Source organism: Natrarchaeobius oligotrophus (genome assembly GCF_003841465.1).
Taxonomy (GTDB): domain Archaea; phylum Halobacteriota; class Halobacteria; order Halobacteriales; family Natrialbaceae; genus Natrarchaeobius; species Natrarchaeobius oligotrophus.
The window spans coordinates 264,532-281,296 of sequence record NZ_REFZ01000001.1; the positions used below are offsets into that span (position 1 = coordinate 264,532).

Annotated in this window: 15 protein-coding genes and 1 pseudogene; 10 read left to right on the top strand and 6 right to left on the bottom strand. The window is 65.2% G+C overall.

Annotated elements, in window-relative coordinates; translation table 11 throughout:
• Nucleotides 1–98 precede the first annotated feature (98 nt).
• Both EA472_RS01370 and EA472_RS01375 read left to right on the top strand, forming a co-directional pair.
• Complete coding sequence (locus tag EA472_RS01370) at nt 99–1,931, top strand: site-2 protease family protein (protein ID WP_124189722.1); 1,833 nt, start codon at nt 99–101, stop codon at nt 1,929–1,931.
• A gap of 273 nt (nt 1,932–2,204) precedes the next feature.
• The gene (locus tag EA472_RS01375) at nt 2,205–3,407 is read left to right on the top strand and encodes an inorganic phosphate transporter (RefSeq protein WP_124189723.1); all 1,203 of its coding nucleotides are present in this window, start codon (nt 2,205–2,207) and stop codon (nt 3,405–3,407) included.
• A gap of 80 nt (nt 3,408–3,487) precedes the next feature.
• Here the strand turns inward: EA472_RS01375 and EA472_RS01380 are convergent.
• The 3 genes and pseudogenes from EA472_RS01380 to EA472_RS01390 form a co-directional block, all read right to left on the bottom strand.
• Nucleotides 3,488–4,799: pseudogene (locus EA472_RS01380) on the bottom strand (RNA-guided endonuclease InsQ/TnpB family protein).
• A gap of 145 nt (nt 4,800–4,944) precedes the next feature.
• On the bottom strand, nt 4,945–5,376 hold the full coding sequence (locus tag EA472_RS01385; protein WP_124189724.1) for a universal stress protein: 432 nt from the start codon (nt 5,374–5,376) through the stop codon (nt 4,945–4,947).
• Between the two features lie 92 nt (nt 5,377–5,468).
• On the bottom strand, nt 5,469–5,993 hold the full coding sequence (locus EA472_RS01390) for a PadR family transcriptional regulator (protein ID WP_124189725.1): 525 nt from the start codon (nt 5,991–5,993) through the stop codon (nt 5,469–5,471).
• A 172-nt stretch (nt 5,994–6,165) separates the two neighbouring features.
• Here EA472_RS01390 and EA472_RS01395 point away from each other — a divergent pair, with 172 nt between their 5' ends.
• Nucleotides 6,166–7,665 carry a heme-binding protein gene (locus EA472_RS01395; protein WP_124189726.1) on the top strand — a complete coding sequence of 500 codons (1,500 nt, stop codon included), beginning with the start codon at nt 6,166–6,168 and terminating at the stop codon, nt 7,663–7,665.
• A gap of 49 nt (nt 7,666–7,714) precedes the next feature.
• Here the strand turns inward: EA472_RS01395 and EA472_RS22315 are convergent, their stop codons facing one another.
• The 3 genes from EA472_RS22315 to EA472_RS01405 form a co-directional block, all read right to left on the bottom strand.
• Nucleotides 7,715–7,888 (bottom strand): hypothetical protein, encoded by a 174-nt coding sequence (locus EA472_RS22315; RefSeq protein ID WP_165874789.1) that lies wholly within the window; start codon nt 7,886–7,888, stop codon nt 7,715–7,717.
• Between the two features lie 187 nt (nt 7,889–8,075).
• Nucleotides 8,076–8,459, bottom strand: coding sequence for a DUF5611 family protein (locus EA472_RS01400; RefSeq protein WP_124189727.1), 384 nt, complete (start codon nt 8,457–8,459; stop codon nt 8,076–8,078).
• Nucleotides 8,460–8,599: 140 nt separating this feature from the next.
• Nucleotides 8,600–9,541: a DUF7093 family protein gene (locus tag EA472_RS01405; protein WP_124189728.1), complete on the bottom strand. Its 942-nt coding sequence runs from the start codon at nt 9,539–9,541 to the stop codon at nt 8,600–8,602.
• 164 nt (nt 9,542–9,705) lie between these two features.
• Here EA472_RS01405 and EA472_RS01410 point away from each other — a divergent pair, with 164 nt between their 5' ends.
• The 7 genes from EA472_RS01410 to EA472_RS01440 all read left to right on the top strand — a co-directional run bounded on the left by EA472_RS01410 (nt 9,706) and on the right by EA472_RS01440 (nt 16,610).
• On the top strand, nt 9,706–10,005 hold the full coding sequence (locus EA472_RS01410; protein ID WP_124189729.1) for a DUF6432 family protein: 300 nt from the start codon (nt 9,706–9,708) through the stop codon (nt 10,003–10,005).
• Nucleotides 10,006–10,126: 121 nt separating this feature from the next.
• Entirely contained in the window at nt 10,127–11,245 is a 1,119-nt protein-coding gene (ygfZ, locus tag EA472_RS01415) for a CAF17-like 4Fe-4S cluster assembly/insertion protein YgfZ (RefSeq protein ID WP_124189730.1), read from the top strand.
• 197 nt (nt 11,246–11,442) lie between these two features.
• Nucleotides 11,443–11,766 (top strand): HalOD1 output domain-containing protein, encoded by a 324-nt coding sequence (locus EA472_RS01420; protein ID WP_124189731.1) that lies wholly within the window; start codon nt 11,443–11,445, stop codon nt 11,764–11,766.
• A gap of 153 nt (nt 11,767–11,919) precedes the next feature.
• Nucleotides 11,920–12,876 carry a succinylglutamate desuccinylase/aspartoacylase family protein gene (locus EA472_RS01425; RefSeq protein ID WP_124189732.1) on the top strand — a complete coding sequence of 319 codons (957 nt, stop codon included), beginning with the start codon at nt 11,920–11,922 and terminating at the stop codon, nt 12,874–12,876.
• Nucleotide 12,877: 1 nt separating this feature from the next.
• Nucleotides 12,878–13,981, top strand: a complete 1,104-nt coding sequence (locus EA472_RS01430; RefSeq protein ID WP_124189733.1) for a pyridoxal-phosphate dependent enzyme — start codon at nt 12,878–12,880, stop codon at nt 13,979–13,981.
• 193 nt (nt 13,982–14,174) lie between these two features.
• Nucleotides 14,175–15,926 (top strand): glycoside hydrolase family 3 protein, encoded by a 1,752-nt coding sequence (locus EA472_RS01435; protein WP_124189734.1) that lies wholly within the window; start codon nt 14,175–14,177, stop codon nt 15,924–15,926.
• Nucleotides 15,927–16,073: 147 nt separating this feature from the next.
• Nucleotides 16,074–16,610 (top strand): NUDIX domain-containing protein, encoded by a 537-nt coding sequence (locus EA472_RS01440; RefSeq protein ID WP_124189735.1) that lies wholly within the window; start codon nt 16,074–16,076, stop codon nt 16,608–16,610.
• Nucleotides 16,611–16,765 lie beyond the last annotated feature (155 nt).

Below are 16,765 nucleotides of genomic sequence, written 5' to 3' on the forward strand. Positions count from 1 at the left end.
GCCCGAACGATCGATTCGCGGCCGACCGTTGGCTCCCGGTCGACGAACCGGACGGCCAGACAAAAGCCATTTGAGAACGCCCCTCCGAGTATTCACCGATGGTAGCCGGTTCCCTCGCGTTCGTTTCGGTCCCCGAACTCTTCGGATCGGAGACGCTGACGTGGGTCGTCGTCGGTCTGATGGTCTACTGGTTCGGAATTATCGCCCTCCGGAACGCGAACCTCCTGCCGGAGTTCGTCGGCACTCAGGGACCGATCCTGACGTTCCACACCCAACGCGGCCGCGAGTTCCTCGACTGGCTGTCGGGACCAAAGCGGTTCTGGCGGGCGTGGGCCAACCTCGGCATCGGAATCGCCCTCGTCGTGATGGTCGCGATGTTCGTCTTCCTGCTGTTTGCGGCGATCGGTGCGCTCACCTCGCCCCAGCCGGCGACGTCCGTCCAGCAGCCACGCAACGTGCTCGTCATTCCGGGCGTCAACGACTTCCTTCCGCTCTCTGCGACGCCGGGAATCGTCTTCGGCTTGCTCGTCGGACTCGTCGTCCACGAGGGCGGACACGGGCTGTTGTGTCGCGTCGAAGACATCGACATCGAGTCGATGGGCGTCGCGATGCTCGCGATCATCCCGATCGGCGCGTTCGTCGAGCCCGACCAGGAAAGCAGCAGAGACGCCTCTCGAGGGGGCCAGACGCGGATGTTCGCTGCCGGCGTCACGAACAACTTCGCGATCACGATCGTCGCGTTCGCCCTGCTATTTGGACCGGTCGCGGGATCGATCGCCGTCGCACCGGGGGCGGCCGTCGGCGGCGTCGCACCCGACTCTCCGGCCGCCGAAGCGGGAATCGAGCCGAACGACCGCATCACCGCGATCGACGGCGAGCCGGTCGAAGACAACGACGCGCTCACCGAACGGGTCGAGGCCGCCGAGGGCGACCAGCTCGAGGTCGAACTCGACGGCGACCGGACGGTTTCGGTGGACCGGTCGTTACTCGTCACCGCGGCGATCGGAGACGGCGTGGCCGGGCTGGACGCCGGGGATACGATCGTCGCCGTCGACGGACAAGAAGTCGCCACCGAATCCGAGCTCCTCGAGGCCGTCGGCGAGAGCGAGACGACGACGCTGACGGTCGAGAGCGACGACGGAACCGACGAACGTGAGGTGCCGATCGGCGCGCTCGTCAGGATCGCCGACGACGGCCCGCTCGCCGAAAGCGGCGCGCCCGTCGACGGACACCTGGTGATCACGGCGTTCGACGGCGAGCGAACGCCGTCACAGCAGGCGTTGAACGACCGCCTGGCCGAGACCGACCCCGGCGACGAGGTCACCGTCGCCGGCTACCTCGACGGCGAACGCGTCGAGTACGACGTGGTCCTCGGCGAGCGCAGCCAGGTGACCGGCGGCGGAACCGTCGGCTTCTACTCCGTGTCGGGCATCACCGGCTTCTCGGCCGAAACGCTCGGCGTGCAGCTGTATCCCGCCGAGGCGTACCTCTCGGTGCTCGGCGGCGACGGCGACGACGTCGGCGCGTTCGCCGACTCGTTCCTCGGCAAGATCGGCTTCGCGCTGTTGCTTCCGATCGCGGGCGTTCTCGAGGTGTTGCCGTACAACTTCGCGGGCTTTACCGGCGGCATCGAGAACTTCTATCAGGTCGAGGGATCGCTGTCCGTCCTCGGCGACTGGACCGTCTTCGCGGCCGCGAACCTGCTGTTCTGGACCGGCTGGATCAACGTCCAGCTCGGGTTTTTCAACTGCATTCCGGCGTTCCCGCTCGACGGCGGCCACATCCTCCGGACGAGCACTGAGGCGATCGTCTCGCGGCTCCCGATCGAGGCGACTCGCGGAATGGTCCGCGTAGTCACGACGACGGTCGGGGTGACGATGCTCGTCAGCTTCCTCGCGATGCTGTTCGCGCCGGGGCTGCTCGCCGGGTAGAGGTCGGCGGTACTCGCTCGCATCGGTCTGGCGTTACCGCGTACGATCGACCGACTGACGGGACGCGGGCTCCGAAACTGACCGGCAACGATCCGCAGTAATCGGTGCCAACGCGACCGGCCGTCCGCCGACGCCGCGTGAAACGACCCGTGGATATTCGTCGGTTCCCGTCGAACGAGGAGTGATGGCAAGTTCGGCGGGTCGAAAATCGGTCAGGGCCAGGATCGCGAGCGCGCGCTTCGTGGCGGAACCGACCGGAGCCAGCTTGTATCGATGAGCCTGGTGTTCTGGATCCTCGTCGGGCTCTCGACGGCGACCGGACTGTTCATGGCGTGGTCGCTCGGTGCGAACAGCAACTCGCCGCCGTTCGCTCCCGCAATCGGCGCGAACGCCGTCTCGACGATGCAAGCAGCCTTCCTGATCGGAATCCTGGCGGCGGCCGGCGCGGTAACGCAGGGCGGGAGCATCTCCGAGACGGTCGGCGCGGATCTCGTCACGGGGGTGACGATCACGCCGCTGGCCGCGACGACGGGGCTGCTCGTCGCGGCGTCGTTTATGACCCTGGGCGTCTACTCGGGGTATCCGGTGCCGGCGGCGTTCGCGACGACCGGCGCGATGGTCGGCGTCGGTCTCTCGCTGGGCGGGGGCCCCGCGTTCGAGACGTACCGACGAATCGGAACGTTCTGGGCGCTCGTTCCCCCCTCGTCGGGAGGGATCGCGTTTCTCACGGCCACGCTTCTCCGGCGAGAAGACATTCCCGAAACGATCGGCGTTCCACTGCTGGCGGCCGTCGTCGCGGCGATCGTCGCACACGTCCGACTGGGGGTGATTCCACACCCCGAGCGGCCCCAGGGATCGATCGCGGAACTCGTCGCCCTCGCGGTCGAGAGTCCGACCGTCGCCGGAGTCGATCCGGTTGCGGTCGTCGTCACCGTCGTCTTCGCCGCCGTCGGATTTCAGTCCATTCGTCGGCGAATGGAGGCGTCGATCGATCGAGGAATCCGGACGTTTCTGCTCGTCCTCGGTGCGATCGTCGCGTTCAGCAGCGGCGGTAGTCAGGTCGGGCTCGCAACCGGCCCGCTCGAGGAGCTGTACGGGATCGAGCTCGGACTGCCGGGAATCGTTCTGTTGACGATCGGAGCGACGGGGATTCTGGCGGGAGCGTGGACCGGAGCGCCGCGGTTGTTACAGGCGACCTCCCGCGAGTACGCACAGTTGGGCGTTCGACGCTCGATCGCGGCGCTCGTTCCGGGGTTCATCATCGCACAGACGGCGATCGCACTCGGCATTCCGATTTCGTTCAACAACATCATCATCTCGGGCGTGATCGGAAGCGGCCTCGCAGCCGGTACCGCCGGCGTCTCGAGGCGGAAGATCGGGGTGACGATCGCCTTCTGGCTACTCACGCTGGGAAGCTCGATCCTGATCGGATTCGGGCTCTACCGCCTGCTCTCGACGGTTCTCGGTATCAGCTAAGCCGAGCTGAACGAACCCGAACCGTCACCGATTGACATCCTCCTCCGCCTGAAGGCGGAGGAATCCCGAGCGTTGGGATATTACGGTTTGCAGACTCCCTGCTCTCTCGTTTTGAACGATCCGCTCTCGCGGTCGAACAGGAAGACTCCGGGCTGTGCCAACCAGCCGTTACTCATATCCCCCGTCGGGGGACTCTGAGTTATCTTTCTGCGAATGTTCACCGCACCGTTCACGTCTGCGTTTATCGTCGTCTCGCACGACTCACATACGTACAGACCACGCTCCACGCGGTTCGCATCTCGAATCTGCCCGCACCACGAACACGTCTTGCTCGTGTTCTCCTCGTCCACTCGGTCAACGAGGATACCATGTTCCTCGGCCTTGTATTCGAGTAGACGGGCAAATCGGTCGAACTCCCATCCGTGCAGTTTCTTATTCCCCGACGCACCCCAGTTCCGCGAGTCGCCGTTCTCGTCTTCGCGGATGTCGCTAAGGTCGCCAACCGCTATCTTCTCCACACCTTCCTCGACACACCGTTGCACGATGTGCTTGCTGAGGGCGTGGAAGAAGTGATCTTTGCGCCGGGAGAGTTTCCGCCGAACCTTCCGCGCACGTTTCGATGGCCCGGTCTCGCCCTCCGTCCGGTACTCCTCGCGGGTGAAGTAGTGTTTGTCCTCTTTCAGCGTGTTCCCCGGATACAACTCCGAGGGGCCATCCTCGTAGTCGATGGCGAGATAGTTGCTGATGCCGAGGTCGATGCCTGCCGTGTTGTCGCCGGGAGCGTCCTCAATAGGAATCTTTTTCTTGCAGACGAGGTGCAGTTTTCACTCGTCGCCGTTCCAGACGGCACGCACTTGTTGGATGTTCTCGACTTCTACGTCGGGCCGGGTTTCGTACTCGGCGAGGATGAAGTCAGATCGACCGTCTTTCAGATTCCAGCCTTTCGAGAGGCGGAGTTGACCGTGTTTGGCGTCGTGCTTAATGCCTTTCTGTTTCCACGTCACGGTGGAGCGTGGGTGTCGGTCGCCCCGTTTTCGGTAGCCAGGTGGATTGTTGCCGTCGTCGGAGTTGTACCAGCCATTGAACGCCTCAGCAAGTTCTTCGAGAACTCGCTGTGCTCAATGAGCGAAGCTCATTGGCATCACGAGACGGCTTCGCCGTCTCGAACGAACTTGACTGAGAATGTAGGTCACTATAGCGTTCGTGGTCTTTCAACTTCGATTTGAGTTCGGCTTCATCGGGTATCTCACCGTCTTCATCCCATCGGCCTTGGATATAGTAGCGTCCGACGTTCCACAGTTTCGAGGCGGAGAACCCGCACTGGTCAAGGTCGCCACGAACCTGCGAGTGGTTCGTGATGCTTGCGACGTAGGTACGAGTTGTCTCCAGCATCGTACTGCGTTCATAACTTGTTATGAGTCATAGAGTAGGAAATCCTATGTTTGGCGTGGAATATCCAGCCCTACCAGTGTCGGTAGAATATGTCACTGGGTGACGGCGCGTATCCACGGCCCGAAGGCCGTGGTATTGCGCCTGTTCAGCGTATAACCGTCACCGGAACCGGCGCTTCGCCGACGACGGCGGTCGCGACGGTGCCGAGCAGCCGACGGAGCGCGCCGGTCATCGGCTCGCCGTGAGCGCCCATAACCACGTGGTCGACGTCCGTAGCGTCGACGTACGCGAGGATCGTCTCCGCCGGCTGACCGGTCTCGACGACCGTCTCGACCGTTCGGTCCACCGAGGCCGCCCGATCGCGAGCGCGCTCGATCAGTCGGTCGCCGCGATCGCGCGCCTCCGCGATCCGGGTTTCGTCCGGCTCCAGAACGTCGCTTTCGCTCATGCTCGCGTCGAGCGGCGTCACGACGTTCAACACGGTGACGCGACAGTCGAAGACGGCGAGCGCGTGCTCGAGCGCGTCGAACGCCAGCGGCGAGCCGTCGAGCGGGACGAGAACGTGTGATGGAACCACGTCCGTCGTTCGACGGACGGACTCTTGTATCTCACGTCGGCACCGAGTACACCCGTCGTCTCGAGAAGCGAGCGGGAACCGATCGACGATAGCTACTCGTCCTGATCGATTCCGTGGCGCTCGTAGAACTCTTCGGGGGAGTCCTCGATGCGCTCGAACTCGGTGTCGAAGTAGTCCTCGTGGTGGCGGACGACCTGCTCGACGATCCACTCGCTGAACGGTTCGTCGAAGTGCCACTCGCCCTCGAGGCGCGGAATTTCGAACCTGTCGTCGGTGGAAAACGCCGCGTAGACGTGGAAAAAGCCGAGGATCACGTCCGCGAAGTCGCTCGCTTTCTCGGAGCCTTTCTCGCGGCGGTCGGCCAGTTCCGTTCGCCCGTCGTCGGTCAACTCGAAGTACTTCCGGTCGGGTTCGTCCTCGCGCTCGATCCGTCTGGCCCAGCCTTTCTCTTCGAACTTGTAGAGGATGGGGTAGACCGAGCCGTACGATGGTTCCCAGTGACCGCCGCTGATCTCACGGATTTCCTTTAGAATCTCGTAGCCGTACCGCGGTTTCTCCTCGAGCAACTCGAGGACGAGGTAGGCGATGAGTCCTTTCGGCGGCCCACTTTTCCGCATGTGATCCGTGATTTAAACGGACGTACGTAAAGGGTTTCGGTCGTCGTACCACGCCCCGATCCGCGGATCGGTGCACGAATCCGTTCGGCCGAACTCGCGTCCGTCGGTCGGGCGATCGGTTCCCGCGCTCGAAACCCGGTCCTTCTTGGGGTCGCCACCCCAACCGACGGACATGGACCGTCGGACACCACCGCAGACCGAAGAGGGCTGGTACGTCCTCCACGATTTCCGGTCGATCGACTGGGACGCCTGGCGAAACGCTCCGGAGCACCGACGCTCGCGAGCGATCGACGAGGGCGTCGACTACCTTGCAGCGACGGAGCGACTCGAGGACGCGGACGACGGAGACTCGGCGACGTTCTCGGTGCTCGGTCACAAGGCCGATCTGCTCGTGTTGCACCTGCGACCGACGCTCGCCGACCTCGACGCGCTCGAGCGGCGGTTCGAGCACACCGAACTCGCCGCCTTCACCGAACGGACCGATTCGTACCTCTCGGTGACGGAAGTCTCCGGCTACATGTCCCAGGACTACTTCGACGAGGACGGCGAGGTCGAGGATACGGGACTGAAACGGTACATCGAATCGCGCCTGGAACCCGAGATTCCCGACGCGGAGTTCGTCAGCTTCTACCCGATGAGCAAGCGTCGCGGCCCCGACCACAACTGGTACGACCTTCCCTTCGACGAGCGTGCGGACCACCTCTCGAGTCACGGCGAGATCGGCCGCGAGTACGCGGGTCGGGTCACGCAGATCATCTCCGGCAGCATCGGCCTCGACGACTTCGAGTGGGGAGTGACGCTGTTCGCCGACGACCCGACCGACGTCAAAGAGCTGCTCTACGAGATGCGCTTCGATCCCTCGAGTTCCCGGTTCGCGGAGTTCGGCCGCTTCCTCTCGGCTCGTCGGTTCCCGCCCGAAAATCTCGGTGCCTTCCTCGCGGGCGAGGACGTTCCCCAGGAGTCCGCACATCCACACGGGTCGAGCGAGCGCGGTCACGGACGGTCGCACGGCCACGGCGACGACGGCAGCCACCACGACCACGGCTCCGACAGTCACCACGGCGACGACGAGGACGACGGCGTCCGTAGCGAACTCGAGGGGATCGGCGTCTACGCCGGAAAGCCACACGGCGAGGACGTCCACGCGGTCGTGCTCTACTCCGCCGCCGACCCCGACGAGCTGTTCGAGGAGGTCGACGGCCTGCGGACGAACTTCGATCACTACGACACGCACGTGAAGACGGCCGTCTACGAGCCGAGCGAGGGCGGCGACGACGCCGAAACGGCGGTCGTCAGCCTCTGGGAGACCGACCGCGCCGCGAACACGGCCGCCGGATTCCTCGCCGACCTGCCCGACGTCGTTCGCCAGGCGGGCGACGACGAGGGCGACTCCTGGGGAACGATGGGGATGTTCTACACCGTCGAATCCGAACACCGAACCGACTTCGTCGACACGTTCGGCGACGTCGCCGGGCTGCTCGCCGACATGGACGGCCACCGCAAGACGGACCTGCTGGTCAACCGCGAGAACGAAGACGACATGTTCATCGCCAGCCGGTGGGACTCCCGCGAGGATGCCATGGCCTTTTTCCGCAGCGACGCGTTCTCCGAGACCGTCGAGTTCGGCCGGGACGTCCTCGCCGACCGGCCACGACACGTCTTTCTCGCCTGATCGGCTCCGCTCACGCGACTCGAGGTGCGGCGTTTCTCCCGATTCTCGACTACGACAGCTCGTCGTAGAAGAAGTAGCCCGCCACGCCCGCCAGCCCGAGCGCGAGGGTGACGTACGGCCAGTTGCCGGCTTCCTCGCCCGTCAGGTAGGCGTGACCCGTGACGAAGATGGCGAACCCGACGTGGGCGACCGCCGTCGCGAACAGGAACGCGGTGAGGTCCATCCTACTCGAGGGATTCGACGAGAGCCAGATAGCCGTTTCGGACCGAGGTGGTCGGTCCGGCCACTCGCGCACCCGATACCGGCCGGGAGGGACGGTCGGTCCAACCCGCGACGGCAACCCGACTCGACGATGGGCAGGCAGTCCATCGAACGGCGTCGCTCGCGATAGCCCGCAGCCCAAGGGGATGTTAGAAGTCGTGATCCGGATCGTCTTCGACCGAGCGTTTCATCGAGTCGCGACGCGCTTTCGCGTCCCGTCCGGTCGCCTCGAGCAGGAAGTCGTTTTTCGCGTCGACGGCATCGCCGGCCGCCTCGAGTTCGTCCGGCCCGAGTTCGGTCGGATCGCGTTCGTAGAACTGGACGGCCAGTTTGTCCTTCTTGCCGGAGTACTCGACGGCACCGACGACGATCTTCTCGAAGACCGGGTTGTCCGGTTCGCCGATCACGTAGAGGTCACTTCCTTTGAACTCCGTGGTGTCGGTGATCGGACCGAAGTAGTCCTCGATCGTCGACTCCATGTCCGGGATTCGCTCCTCGAGATATTCACCGCGACGCATCTTGTACTCCTTCATGGATTGGAGATACACGGCGGGGTGTTTACCTCTTTTCATAGCCGATGTTGTGGATACTCGACACGATCGGTGACGAGGCGGATCGAACCAGACCGGGCGTGAAAACGAGCGGAAGGCGAGAGAGCCGAACGCGGGCGGGTTCACCGGAGCGGACGCTCGCCCAGGTAGCCTTTCCGACAGTCGGGACAGATATCGCCGGCGCGAAGCGAGCCGCGGTCGTCGCCGGCGACGAACTCACAGCGCGGACAGTAGAACTCGGTCGGTTCGTCCGCGCGACCGCTTCCGTTTTCGCCCGGCGTCGGTACCGAGCCGGCGCGTTCGATGCCGGAGCCGGACGCGGAGTCGTCGTCGGTCTCGGAATCGACGACGCCGTTTGCGGCGTTCAGGATCTCCGATTCGGTCGCGACCGCCTCGGCACCCGTCGACGAGTCCACGGCCGACTCGTCGTGCTCGAGAACGATCGCGTCGTCCTCGACCGGTTCGTCCTCGACGGGACCGTCGTCCGCCTCGGGCCACGAGGCGGGTTCGTCGACGGCGTCTTCCGGCGAGCCGACGTCGTCGGAGTCGGGCCACTCGCCGTGATCGCGGTCGTCGGCCGCGTCCGAGTCGCCGGGTGAGACGGTACTCGAGTCGCCGTCGTCTTCGAGAATCTCGCCGTCGTCGGTGATCGGATCGCCAGCGTCGTCGGTCGGGACGTCGACGTCGTCGGGATCAGTCGCCCGATCCGACGCGGGCTGTGCGTCGGTCGGTTCGGCGTCGACGACGACGGCGTCCGATTCGGCCGCATCGGAATCGGCCGCGTGGGGGTCGGCCGCGTCGGAATCGGGGGACGCGCCGACGTGTTCGGGAGGCGATTCGGATTCGGCGTCGAGAGTGGAATCGTCGGGGCGGGGATCGCCGTCCGGTCCGGTGACGATGCTCGTCACCTCGGTGTTCTCGCTGATGACGTTTCGTTGGCCACAGCGGAGACACTCTTCGTACTCCTGGACGGTGACGACGACCTCGCTGCCCCGTTCTTCGCGCTCGCGTTCGACTTCGGACTCGCCGTAGTCGTGTCCGAGCAGCGAACATCGCAGGACCATTGTGACACCGTACCCAGTCAGGCCATAAAAAACGTACCGCCTACGTCGTCCGTCCGTCTGACAGCGTCCCGACGTCTCGAGGCGGTGGCGTCGGATCCGATTTCGCCGTACGGATCGGTGTGAACGGCAAACGTCAAATCCCGGGTCGTCGAATGGTGAGACGGATGAGAGCGAAGCGGGAGTATCGAGACCGGGAGCGAACGGAGGTGGCGGTGCTCGATGCGCTCGTCGACCGGTCCGAGGAGGGGATGACCGTCTTCGAACTTCGTGCCGCCGTCGAAGCCGAGATCGACGACCTCGAGGACGCCCTGGCGCGGCTGAAGACGGACGGGCTGATCGTCGTCGAATCGGACGGCGACCGAACGACGATCAAACCCGACGAGCGCGTCGTCCCGAGCGATCCGTCCGAGACGGACGCCGAGCGGTCGATCGGCGAGTGGCTTCGCGAGCGGTTTCCCTTTTGAGTCGCCCTGCTGCCCGTCAGTTTCCCCTCAACCGCGATCGGTCGACGGTCGTGCCTGTCCGTCGGTACCGCAGACCGTGTGAATCGAAACGCCTGATACGCGCAGGCGACTGTGTCCAGCTATGACCGTCATCGAATCCGTTCACGAGGACCACGGCGCGACGTTCGGTGTGCGGGGTGGCCGAACGATCGTCGAACACTTCGGCCGGCCCGACCGGGCCCACCGAGCGGTCCGAAACGGGGTCGGGCTGATCGAACACGCCTACGGCGTCGTCGTCGTCGAGGGAGAGGACCGACTCGAGTACGTGGACAACGTCGTCTCGAATCGGGTTCCCGCGGAGGACGGGCGGGGATGTTACGCGCTGGTACTCGATCCCCAGGGCGGCATCGAGATCGAACTTTCCATCTACAACGCGGGCGAACGGCTGTTGCTGTTCGTCCCGCCCGGGACGGCCGAAGCGCTCGCCGAGGACTGGTCCGAGAAGGTGTTCATCCAGGACGTCGAGATTTCGGTCGCGACCGACGAGTACGCGACCTTCGGCGTCCACGGCCCCCAGGCGACGGAGAAGGTTGCCAGCGTCCTCAACGGAGCGGCGGCCCCGGACGACCGGTTCTCGTTCGTGCGCGGAACCATGGGGGACGCGGGAGTGACGGTGATCCGAACGGACGCGCTCACCGGCGAGGAGAGCTACGACGTGATCTGCGGGTCGGGAGACGCCGAGGCCGTCTACGACGTCCTGTTGAATCAGGGGTTGAACGCTGCCCCGTTCGGCTATCGAACCTGGGAGAGTCTCGCGCTCGAGGCCGGTACGCCGCTGTTCGAGACGGAACTGGAGGGACGCATCCCAAACGTGCTCGGACTTCGAGCCGCGCTCGACTTCGAGAAGGGGTGTTACGTCGGCCAGGAGGTCGTCTCCCGCGTCGAGAACCGCGGTCGGCCGAGCAAGCGGCTGGTCGGACTCACGCTCGAACCCGACCGCGACGAGAGCAGCGGGGACGCATCGTCGGTCCCCGCGTCGGGTGCAGCCGTCTTCGACGGCGACTCGACCGTGGGTACGGTCACCCGCGCCGGCGAGAGCGAACTGCTGGGGGACGTGATCGCGCTCGCTGTCGTCGAGTACGGCCTCGAGGCCGAGGCGGTGTCGGTTCGCGTCGACGGCGAGGAACTGCCCGCGGCGATCGTCGACCTCCCGTTCGTCGCCGGCTCCGATCGATCCGGTCGGCTTCCCGACTACCAGTGACAGTCACCGATCGAGTGTTGTACTTTCGCGGTCACTCGAGAGAAATCGTCACTGGTTCGTCAACTACCATTCGCGCTCGTTTGACGAGCGCGGTTTGCGTGTGATCCCAACCGACACGTCGCAATCGGGTGAATTGTCGAGGGTTTCCAAAGCTACTAGGACCAAACGCTAATTCCGTTGCAAACGGTTTGTAATACATGCAACATAATACAGACGACGGCACGATTCCCGACGGCGGTACCGTCGTTCGGTTCGAGTACGACGATTCGACGACGCCGACGCAGGGAATCGTGAACGGGATGGCGGCGCTCGAGGGCGTTCCCGCCACCGAGATCGCGCCGCTGTACGATCGGATTCGGACGGAGGCGATGAACGAGCTCCTCGAGCACGCCCAGTCGGTCGACGGCTACGTCGGCATCGAGTTCACGCTCGAGGGGTACACGGTCGTCGTGACCAGCGACGAACGGATCGCGATTTACGAGGAGGATCCGGTGACGAGAGAGCCGGGAACGGAGCCGTGACGGAAGACGAACCGCGTCGATCCGACCGCCGTCGCCGGCGAGCCGCGCGCTCGATGCGACGCGACCGGATCCCGTCACGGCGACGACCCGTTCGGGTTCGATTCACCGAGCGCAAAGGAAGGTATAAAGACGAACCGGTCCGTCGTCAGTGACATGACGACGCTCGGAACGGCGAGCGCGGAACCCGGCGAGATCGATACGGGCCGACTCGAGGTCGGCGAAACCCGAGACGGCAGCCCGTTCGGTCTCCCCGTCGCCGTGGTCAACGGCGTGGAACCGGGGAAGACGCTCTACCTCCAGGCTGCGAGCGACGGCGACGAGTTGAACGGCATCGGCGTAATCCGGCACGTCGTTCCGCAACTCGATCCCGCGGAACTCTCCGGGACGATCCTGATCGTTGGGATCGTCAACTACCACGGGTTTCAGGTCGCAGAGCACCGGAATCCGATCGACGACACCAAGCTGAACCGCACCTACCCTGGGAACGAAAACGGGACCTCGAGCGAGCGAATCGCCGCCGCGACGTTCGAGGCCGCAACCCGCGCGGATCTGATTCTCGACCTCCACCAGGGATCGACGAGCCGGATGATCGACGAAGTCCGAGTCAGGTGCGGAACGCGCCACCGACTCCACGACGACTGCCTCGAACTCGCCAAAGCGTTCGGCTGCGGGTACGTTCTCGATCAGAAGGGACCGAACGGCCAGCTCGCCCGCGCTGCCCCGGACGAGGGGATCCCCACCGTCGATCCCGAACTCGGCGGCTGCGTCGGCTGGGACGACTCGAGCATTCGACTCGGCGTCGAGGGCGTCTTCAACGTGCTCAGGTACTACGGCTTTCTCCCGGAGGCGGTCGAGCCCTCCCCCCAGACGCGGGCGAACGGGTTCGAACAGTACGGCGCACCCTGTGGCGGGCTCGTGACGATGGTCCCGGACCTCGGCGACGAGGTTTCGACGGGCGAGACGATCTTCGAGGTGACGACGCCCTTCGGCGAGCGAAAGGCGACGATCACCGCCGACAGCGACGGCATCCTCTGGCGAACGCGCCGACTGCCCCAGGTGGCGACGGGCGAGTACGTCTGTTCGGTCGGCACCGACGTCGACACCTTCTGACATGGCGTCCGATCTCCGCTGTGCGACCTGCGAGCGGACCTACCCCGCGGGTCCCGACGAACCCTGGCGGTGCGAGTGCGGTGCCCCCCTCGAGTTCGTCGAGCGGCCGTATCCGGAGGGGGAGCCGCTGCCGCTGTCGAAACTCGACACCCGGGACGGTCTGTGGACGTTCTTCGAGTTCCTCCCGATCGAACGACACGTGACGTTCCACGAAGGGTTCACACCGCTCGTGGACGCACCCGCGTGGGGCGCGCGATTCAAACTCGAGTACGTGTTTCCGACCGGCTCGTTCAAAGATCGGGGTGCGACGACGACGCTCTCGCGGGCGGTCGAACTCGGCGTCGACCGGGTCATCGAGGATTCCTCCGGAAACGCGGGCGCGGCGATCGCGACCTACGCCGCGCGTGCCGGTCTCGAGGCGGACGTCTACGTCCCCGAGAGCGTCAAGCAGTCGAAACTGATGACGATCCAGCGGGCCGACGCCCGTCCGGTCTGCATCGAGGGAGACAGACAGGACGCGACGGCGGCCTGTATCGAGGCCGTCGAAGCCGGCGAGGGGTGGTACGCGAGCCACGCCTGGAACCCGGCGTTCTACGCGGGCACGATGACGTTCGCCTTCGAAGTCGCGGCCCAGTGCGCCTGGAGCGCTCCGGACGCGATCGTGCTCCCGATCGGTCACGGAACGCTCTTTCTCGGCGCGTATCGGGGCTTTTCGCTGCTGAACGAGGCGGGTATCGTCGACGGAATGCCGCGTCTCCTCGGCGCACAGGCGGCGGGTCACGCCCCCATCGTCGAGGCGCTGGGCGGCGAGACGGTCGACGAAAACGGCGACGGAACCGAGATCGCCGACGGGATCAAGATCGCCGCGCCCGCCCGGCGCGACGAGATTCTGGCGGCGATCGATCGGACCGACGGCGACGCGATCGCCCTCGGCGGCGATCCCATCGAGAGCGCGCTCGATCGACTCCACCGGGGCGGATTCTACGTCGAGCCGACGTGTGCGGTCGCTCCCGCGGCACTCGAGCGCTACCGCGAGGCGGGCGTCCTCGAGCCCGACGACGACGTCGTCGTTCCGCTGACGGGGAGCGGACTGAAGACGCTCTGACGCGCGTCGGCGGTGTCGGTCCCGTTGTCTCCGACGCGACGGTTCGATCGCCGAACGGTCCTCGACCGCCCAGAAACGACGGATCGAACGGCTGGCGGCCGCCACTGACGCGAAGTACTCTGTCGATCGACATTAAGTGTTTAGTGCTGAAATATATCCTTTGTATCAAAGTACGTGGCGGTGGAGATATCCAATGGCAGACCGAACCCATCCGACACGACGTCGCGTCATCGAAGGACTGGCAGCCACCGGCATCGCAGCGTCCGTCTCCGGCGTCGCTGCCGGCTCGACCGACGGAGCGAGTCCGAGCGGCGCGATCGACGGCTACCTCGAGCAGCTGTCGATCGAAGAGAAGATCGGCCAGCTGGTGATGGTGACGACCCGGGGGCTCACCGATCCACACGAGTTGCCGCCCCAGGAGACCAAGACGGCGATTCAGAACCTCAACGTCGGCTCGGCCATCATCTACAACCAGACGTCGCCGGCGTACGCCGCCGCGTACAACAACGTCCTCCAGGAGTGGGCGATGGAGGCCGATCCGGAGATTCCGCTGTTGATCTCCGCCGACTTCGAGTACGGATCCGAGCACAACATCGACGTGGGTGGAACGACGCACCCGCGAAAGATGGGACTCGCGGCCTCCGGGTCGACGGACAACGCCGCGACGTCCGCGGAGATCACCGCCGAGGAGATCCGTTCGATGGGGTTCACCTGGAACTTCGATCCGGGAGCGGACGTCAACACCAACCCCGCCAATCCGGTCATCGGCATTCGGTCGTACGGAAGCGAACCCGAGACCGTCGCCGAGTTCACGGAGGCGCAGGTCGAAGCCTACCAGGACAACGACGTCCTGGCGACGCCGAAACACTTCCCCGGCCACGGCGACACGGACCACGACTCGCACTACGACCTGCCGATCGTCACCTACGACGAAGCGACGCTTCGCGACGTTCACCTCCCGCCGTTTCAGGCGGCGATCGACGCGGGCGCGGGCGCGATCATGACCGCCCACGTCATCGTGGAGGCCATCGACGACCAGCGACCCGCCACGCTCTCGCCGGCCGTCCTGACCGGCCTCCTTCGGGACGAGATGGGATTCGACGGCATCGTCGTGACCGACGCCATGTCCATGGACGCCATCGAGGATCACTGGGGAACGAGCGACGGCGCTCGCATGGCCATCGAGGCCGGCGCGGACGTCATCATGGCGACGGGCACCTGGGAGGACCAGGTCGACACCTACGACGCGCTGTATCAGGCCTACAGCGACGGCGAACTGACCGAAGAACGGATCGACGAATCCGTCAGACGGGTTCTCGAGGCCAAGTTCGAGTACGGCGTCATGGACGACTACCTCGTCGATCCCGAAGACGCGATCGCGACGGTCGGCCAGCGAAGTCACCGCGAGACGGCCGCGGATCTCGCACGGGACGGCATCACGCTGATCTACAACGACGGCGTGCTCCCGCTCGATCCGTCGCCGAACGAGACGATCCTCGTCGCGGGCGTCGAGGACCTGGTGACGATCCGGGAAGCGGTCGAGAGCGAAACCGACGCGACGACGCTCCAGCTGGCGGCGAGTTCGCACGACCCGACGCCGACGGAGGCCGACAACGCGGCCGCACTCGCCGCCGACGCGGACGTCGCGATCGTCCAGACGTACTCGCAGGCGACGATTCCGGACGGCCAGCTCGCCGTCCTCGAGTCGGTCGCGAACACGGGAACGCCGGTCGTCGGGCTGTCGACCGGGCTCCCCTACGACGTCGGCTCGTATCCGAACGCGGTCGACGCCGCGATCGCCTCCTACGCGATCGAACGCTGGCAGAGCCGAAACGCCACGGCGCTCGAGGCCGCCGTTTCCGTCCTCTTTGGCGCACAACCCGGCGGACAGCTTCCCGTCCCCATCGGGGATCAGTACGACGTCGGACACGGCGAAACGTACTGAAACGGACCGGTGGACGCCGATACCCGTGTAACCCCTGAACGGTCGCGGTTGCACCGGGAACTCGGTACAACAGACCGCACGAGCGAAGCCGACACCGCCGGGTCGGTTCGATACCTTTTGGACGGTCACCGCCGAACGGTCGGGTAGATGGTCAGCCGACCGCCTCAGTACTGCCCGCACTGTGGAACTCGCCTCGAGACGACCACCGTCGAAGCCCGCGACCGCAAACGGTGTCCCTCCTGCGACGACGTGATCTGGCACAATCCGGTGCCCTGCGCTGGCGTCGCCGTCGTCGATCGCAGCGAGCTCGAGCCGTCGATTCTCTGCGTCAAGCGGGCCGTTCCGCCCGGCGTCGGCGAGTGGACGCTTCCCGGCGGCCACATGGAGATTGGCGAGGATCCCGACGAAGCGGCCGCGCGCGAACTCGCCGAGGAGACCGGCGTGACGGTCGATCCCGACGCCCTCGAAATTCTCGATGCGACGGCGTTACCGCCCCGGGGAGGCAAGCACGTCACGATGATCCACTACGTCGTCGACCGCGAGGAAACCCGGGGGACGCCGACGGCCGGCAGCGATGCGCAAACGGCGCGGTTCTGGACGCCGTCGGAGTTCGACGCCACCGACGAACTCTTCCGACCGATTCACGAAGATCGGTTTCGGGACGTGGCCGACCGATTCGCGTAGTACACCGAAGCGCCGGACGATGCGTCGGACGCTTTCGCTTCTCACGTTCGTGTGCGAGTCGAAACTGTCTGTCTCGCAGACATTTGCCGATAACATTTAACATATTGGCGCGTGTTGCCAATAACCACACTTATTCGGCTCGGTATCCGATCCAT

What these genes read in the sequence shown, in the direction of transcription:
- EA472_RS01370 (WP_124189722.1), top strand. Translation starts at nt 99, where the DNA reads ATGGTAGCCGGTTCCCTCGCGTTCGTTTCGGTCCCCGAACTCTTCGGA.
- EA472_RS01375 (WP_124189723.1), top strand. Translation starts at nt 2,205, where the DNA reads ATGAGCCTGGTGTTCTGGATCCTCGTCGGGCTCTCGACGGCGACCGGA.
- EA472_RS01390 (WP_124189725.1), bottom strand. Translation starts at nt 5,993, where the DNA reads ATGCGGAAAAGTGGGCCGCCGAAAGGACTCATCGCCTACCTCGTCCTC.
- EA472_RS01395 (WP_124189726.1), top strand. Translation starts at nt 6,166, where the DNA reads ATGGACCGTCGGACACCACCGCAGACCGAAGAGGGCTGGTACGTCCTC.
- EA472_RS22315 (WP_165874789.1), bottom strand. Translation starts at nt 7,888, where the DNA reads ATGGACCTCACCGCGTTCCTGTTCGCGACGGCGGTCGCCCACGTCGGG.
- EA472_RS01400 (WP_124189727.1), bottom strand. Translation starts at nt 8,459, where the DNA reads ATGAAGGAGTACAAGATGCGTCGCGGTGAATATCTCGAGGAGCGAATC.
- EA472_RS01405 (WP_124189728.1), bottom strand. Translation starts at nt 9,541, where the DNA reads ATGGTCCTGCGATGTTCGCTGCTCGGACACGACTACGGCGAGTCCGAA.
- EA472_RS01410 (WP_124189729.1), top strand. Translation starts at nt 9,706, where the DNA reads ATGAGAGCGAAGCGGGAGTATCGAGACCGGGAGCGAACGGAGGTGGCG.
- ygfZ (WP_124189730.1), top strand. Translation starts at nt 10,127, where the DNA reads ATGACCGTCATCGAATCCGTTCACGAGGACCACGGCGCGACGTTCGGT.
- EA472_RS01420 (WP_124189731.1), top strand. Translation starts at nt 11,443, where the DNA reads ATGCAACATAATACAGACGACGGCACGATTCCCGACGGCGGTACCGTC.
- EA472_RS01425 (WP_124189732.1), top strand. Translation starts at nt 11,920, where the DNA reads ATGACGACGCTCGGAACGGCGAGCGCGGAACCCGGCGAGATCGATACG.
- EA472_RS01430 (WP_124189733.1), top strand. Translation starts at nt 12,878, where the DNA reads ATGGCGTCCGATCTCCGCTGTGCGACCTGCGAGCGGACCTACCCCGCG.
- EA472_RS01435 (WP_124189734.1), top strand. Translation starts at nt 14,175, where the DNA reads ATGGCAGACCGAACCCATCCGACACGACGTCGCGTCATCGAAGGACTG.
- EA472_RS01440 (WP_124189735.1), top strand. Translation starts at nt 16,074, where the DNA reads ATGGTCAGCCGACCGCCTCAGTACTGCCCGCACTGTGGAACTCGCCTC.